Annotated in this window: 5 protein-coding genes; all 5 read right to left on the reverse strand. The window is 30.5% G+C overall.

The genetic code is table 11. The features are described from left to right. Nucleotides 1–346: 346 nt before the first annotated feature. Entirely contained in the window at nucleotides 347–922 is a 576-nt protein-coding gene (locus HUU89_RS15190; protein WP_254697793.1) for an ATP-binding protein, read from the reverse strand. Between the two features lie 35 nt (nucleotides 923–957). Then, nucleotides 958–1551 (reverse strand): ATP-binding protein, encoded by a 594-nt coding sequence (locus tag HUU89_RS15195; protein WP_254697794.1) that lies wholly within the window; start codon nucleotides 1549–1551, stop codon nucleotides 958–960. Between the two features lie 113 nt (nucleotides 1552–1664). After that, nucleotides 1665–3644, reverse strand: coding sequence for a bilirubin reductase, long form (gene bilR / locus HUU89_RS14275; RefSeq protein ID WP_175302110.1), 1980 nt, complete (start codon nucleotides 3642–3644; stop codon nucleotides 1665–1667). 4 nt (nucleotides 3645–3648) lie between these two features. Further along, nucleotides 3649–5559, reverse strand: a complete 1911-nt coding sequence (locus HUU89_RS14280) for an FAD-dependent oxidoreductase (RefSeq protein WP_022000837.1) — start codon at nucleotides 5557–5559, stop codon at nucleotides 3649–3651. A gap of 138 nt (nucleotides 5560–5697) precedes the next feature. After that, nucleotides 5698–5924 (reverse strand): hypothetical protein (locus HUU89_RS14285; RefSeq protein WP_217498505.1); only part of this gene is annotated, 227 nt, incomplete at its 5' end.

A 5924-nucleotide genomic window follows, 5' to 3' on the forward strand; every position in this document is an offset into this window, starting at 1 on the left:
TAAATATTTTCAAACTTTTTCATAAAATCACTTGAATTTTATATAGTTAGCTCCTCAATATAATAATCAACAGTTATAAATTATTATTTTTAATTTTTTTGACATAAAAAAATAAAGTAATGTCGTTGAGTAAAAAATACTGCTGGTTAGTAATGATATAAATAAAAAGTTTTGTTTTTTTACTTATTATCGAATATCGATAGTAAGTAAATAAGCTAATTGTATGATGCAGAAAAAAGACAAAATAAATATGTTGGAAAACTTACATACTTATTTTGTCTTTTTCATATTTTGAAGTACTTAAAAATTATAAGTCACTATTTTATAGTTCTAAAATTAAACATTTTTAATCAGTTAAACCTAATAACCAGTCTCTTGCATTAATACGTCTAATACCATCATATTGAATTTCTGGATCTTCATCCATTGTTAAAATAACTTTAGGATAATGATCACGAATAGCTTGGAGTGGTCTTAATTCTCTTTGAAGTGTTTTTTCATCTCTTACAGTAAGAGCTACCTGATAATAAATTGTACCTTTATGATTTTGTGCAACAAAATTAACTTCATAATTATCAATTTTACCAACATATACATCATATCCTCTTCTCAATAATTCTAAATACACAACATTTTCTAAAATATGTCCTGTATCCATCATTTTAGAGCCCAATAACATATATCTCATCCCAATATCCACAATATAATATTTTTCTAGTGCTTTTAAATACTCTTTTCCTTTAATATTATATCTTTTAGCTGGATATATAATATAACTTTCACTGAAAGCCTCTAAATACTTTTCTACGGTCCTTGAATTTATTTTTCTTCCCAATGATGTCATTGTATCTGAAATTTTTTTAGATGATAAAGGATTGCCTATATTATCAAATACAAATTTTAAAACTCTCTTTAACATCATTGTATCTGTTATATTTTTTCTATGGACAATGTCTTTTACAACAATTGTATTATAAATACCTTCAAGGTATCACGTATTTCATCAGGTTGATTCTTTAACTGAAGAGCATATGGAAATGAACTATTTTGTAAATACTCTGTATATTTTATTCCTCTATCATTCATATTTCCTGTACTTTCCATATATTCTTTAAAAGATAACGGCAACATTTCTATCTGAATATATCTTCCTGAAATCATTGTCGCTATTTCACTTGATAACATATAAGCATTAGACCCTGTTACATAAATATCTACATTATCTTTAATATAAAGACTATCTAATACTTTTGGAAATTGATCTACATTTTGACTTTCGTCCAAAAAGATATACGTCATTTTATTTGGTATAAGTTTTTCTTTTAAATAATTATATAATTTTTTATAATTTGTTAATTCTTCATAATCCAAATCTTCAAAGTTAATAGTTACAATTTGACTTTCTTTAACTCCGTTATTTTTTAAATAATCTTGATACATTTTTAAAAGTACTGATTTTCCACATCGTCTTACCCCTGTTACAATTTTAATCAATTGTTTATCTTTCCATGTTATTAACTTGTTTAGATACTCTTTTCTTTCGATAATCATAAATGCATCACCTCTTTATCACATTGCAATACAATAAATATTTAAAATTAAAAAGTTTTTGTACTGTGATACAAAAACTTTCAAAATTATACATTCTATTACATTATTATCTATTAACCTATTTCATTAGCAGCTTTATAAGCTGTTCTAATAGCACTTGCAATATCAGCAGTTCTTTCACCAGAACAATCACCTACACATACATGAGGAATTGTAATAGATGAATCATCAAAGATATTTTTCTTTGATCCTAAAGCATTAATAATTGTATCTGCTTTGATTTGATCATTTGCTGTATAGACAATATTGTTTTCAATATGATCTACTTTTGTATTTACTAATTGCTTAACATTATGATCTGCAAAGTCTTTCATCATTAATGGTAAAACAGTTGTAGATTCACCAGCAGCAATTTTATCCATCATTTCAACAATTGTCACTTGATGACCTTTGTTTGCTAGATATTCAGCAGTTTCAGCACCTACTAAACCTCCACCAATAACCACACAATCACCAGTAACTTCTTGTCCGTTTAAAACATCCCAGCTAGAAACAATATTGCTGTTATCATGAGGAATTGGCATTTCCATATTATGTGCCCCTACAGCAATAATAGCATAATCATAACTATTGATATCTTTTGCTTCTTCATTTAAATGAATATCTACATTTAATGTAGGTAATACTTTTTGATAATATTCAACACTTCTTAAGATTTCATTTTTTCTTGGTGGAACAGAGGCAATATTGATTTGTCCTCCTAAATGATCTGCTTTTTCAAATAAAGTCACTGTATGTCCTTTAACAGCAGCAACTCTTGCTGCTTCTAAACCAGCAATTCCTCCACCAATAACAACAACTTTTTGTGGATTATTTGTTGGTTTAATTGAAACAGTAGCTTCATTTCCATTTTCAGCATTTAAAACACATGAAATGTATTGTCTATTTTGAATTGCATCAACGCATCCTTTATTACAGTTTAAACATTCTCGAATGCATTCACCTTTTTTCACTTTTAAAGCAATATCAGGATCAGTTAATAAAGAACGTCCATAACCAATCATATCAGCATCACCATCATTTAAGATCTTTTCACCAGCTTCTACACTTACTACTCTACCTACTGTTGCTACTGGAATAGAAACAACTTCTTTAACTTTTCTAGCAACTGGTAATGTCCAATTATAAGGAACATCTCCCATTGGAGGAATCGTATCTCCCATATTTCCTGTATGGTTAGCTTGAGCCACTTGAATCATGTCAACGCCTACTTCTTCTAGTTTTTTCGCAAAAGCAATTCCTTCAGCTTCTTTTAAACCACCTTTACCTCTCAAACTTCCATCTTTATTTAAAGTAATAATTGGAAGTTTATATTCAATTGTTAAATCAGGTGCAGCTTCTTTAATTGCTTTAACAACTTCTAAAGCATAACGAATTCTATTTTCAAAAGAACCACCATATGCATCACTTCGATGATTTAATACTTCAGAACATAAAGAACCTAACAAACGATCGCCATGAACTTCAATCGCATCAATACCAGCAAGCATTGCTTTATGCGCACAACTCGCAATACTTTCTTTAATTTGATTTAATTGTTCAACTGTTGCTTCATTTACAAAATGTTGCATATCATGATGTAATTTAGCATAAGCATCTTTCGTAAGCTTTTGTGCTAATTCAGTTTGTTTTACAGCCTCTTCTTCATTTCCTTCAGCTTTTGCTTTAGCCGCATTTTGACGAGCTATTCCTGCTTCCATAATCATTTTTCCAACACCAGGAACATCATATTCTGGATGGAAGATTTGTAAAGCCACTTTACAATCATATTGATGTAATGTATCCGCAAGTTTTTTAAAGGCTGGTATTTGTTCTTCACTATAAAGTTTTGGTGTTGGTGATGCTGTACGTACAGGAGCTACGTCACCAATAACAACATAAGAAGCTCCACCTTTTGCTAATCTTTCATAAAAACTTAAACTTCTTTGTCCAATAGATCCATCTCTTTCTTCATACCCTGTTGTAAGAGGTGGAAACATAATTCTGTTTTTTAATGTCATTTTCCCTACTTGGATTGGTTCTAATAGTTTCATATTATTATATCTCCTTTGTTATTTGATATGCATTTGTAATAGCATCTTTTAATGTTCCTACTTTTTGACAATCACCAATTAAATGCGCATTTTCAATTGGTGAAGCAACTGGATTATAACCAACTGCAAAAACTAATGTATCAACATCATCTAGAACATATTCTTGATGATTCTTTTCATATTTAATAGTATTTTCATCAACATAAGTGATCTTAGAATTTAATTCAATCTTCACACCTTTTTCCATCATACGTCTTGTAAGCAATGATTTCGTTGCTCCAGATTCCCCTGTCATTAATCCTTTAGTCATTTCAATTAAAGTAATATCTCTATTTGTAGGGAATAAATCATTAATCAATGGTGCTAAATAATCTGCTGTTTCACAACCAACAGAACCACCACCAATGATTACGATCTTTCTACCTGGGAATTTTTTACCAGATAAAATATCATCAGCCGTCATTGTTTGTTTAAAGACTTTATAAGGTTCGATTTCTTTAGGTGTTGCGCCTACTGTTGTAATCACTTCATAATCTTTAAATTCATTTTCAATCATTTCTTTAGTCACTGTTGTATTTAAACGAACATCAACACCTGTTAATTGGCTCTTCATATATTTAACTACTTTAGTAATTTCTTGTTTACCAATAGGCACACAAGCAATATTTAATTGACCACCTAAACGATCACTTTGTTCACATAAAACAACTTCATGTCCACGTTTTTTAGCGACATAAGCAGCTTCCATTCCTGCTGGTCCACCACCAACAACAAGTACTTTTTTCTTAACAGGAGCTTCATCAATTTCTTCTTTTTCAACAGCTGGATTGACTGTACAACTAATTGGTTTACCAAACATAATTCCTGTTAAACATCTTCCACAACCAATACATGGTCTAATTTCATCTATTTTTCCTGCTTTTGCTTTGTTCGCAAATTCACTATCACATAAATTAGGACGACCAATCATACACGCATCACAAACACCATTAGCGATTAACTCATCTGCTACCCAAGGTTCGTTGATACGCGAAACTGTTGCCACTGGAATAGATACATGTTTTTTAATTTCTTCACTTGCATGTTTATGTGGTGCCGGAGCTGTTCCACTTGCTGGCATTGAACTTCCTTTTTTAATGGTATTTCCTCCAGAAACATGAATAAAGTCAACGGTTGCTTTTTCTAATTGTTTAGAGACATAGATCATATCATTAAGTGTTAAACCACCATCACTGTATTCATCTCCTGAAATACGCACATCAATGATAAAATCTCTACCACATTGTTTTCTTACTTCTTCAATAACTTCTAAAGTTAAACGTAATCTTCCATGAATATCTCCACCATATTCATCTGTTCTTTTATTATATAAAGGCGTTAAAAATCCTCCTAATAAACCATGTGCATGAGCAGCTTGGATTTCTACACCATCTCCCCCTGCTTTTTTAAAACGTAAAGCAGCTTCACCAAATTGTTTAACAATCACTTTCAATTCTTCTTTTGTTACTTCTCGAGGGGCACTTTTAGCATAATAAGGTCCTACATTAGAAGGAGCTATCAATTGTGGTGTCCCAGGAATTGGAAAAGCCATATAAGCTGGATGAAAGAGTTGTGATAAGATTTTAGTATCATATTGATGTACTGCGTCTACAAGTTTTTTCCATCCAGGAATATAAGAATCATCATAGATTGACATATCTCCTGGTAAATATGTATATGTAGGTTCTACAGTTGTAACTTCAGTTACAATAAGCCCTACTCCACCTTTTGCTCTAGCTGCATAGTGCTTTACTAACGCATCTGTTACATAACCTTTATCTGCAAGATTAGTTGATAAAGGTGGCATAAAAATACGATTTTTTACTGTTGTATTTCCTATTTTAATAGGTGTAAATAAATGTTCATAAGTATTCATAATACGTCTCCTTTTTCCTCATGTTTATTTTATCACAAGCATTTCCCAAAAACGTTATCATTTCTAGCTATTTACATCTATTTTTTGTCATCAAAAATAAAAGCAAGGACAAAATATCGTCCTTACCAGCAAATACCATTAAGCTTCAAAATATTTTTTTATTTCTAAAACTTCATCTTCAAAAACTTTTAACAATTCAACTGCTTTTGAAAACGAAATACTTAAGCTATTCATCAAATTTGTTATTAATTCAATATTTTTCTTTCTTCTTTCCAATTTTTGTCCTTGTACTAATCCTTGTTCAAGCCCAATAGAATGTCCTTTTTCTATATTTTCTCTGGCTATCATTTCTCCTAAATTACACA

It is taken from the genome of Faecalibacillus sp. H12 (genome assembly GCF_013361255.1).
Lineage (GTDB): Bacteria > Bacillota_I > Bacilli_A > Erysipelotrichales > Coprobacillaceae > Faecalibacillus > Faecalibacillus intestinalis.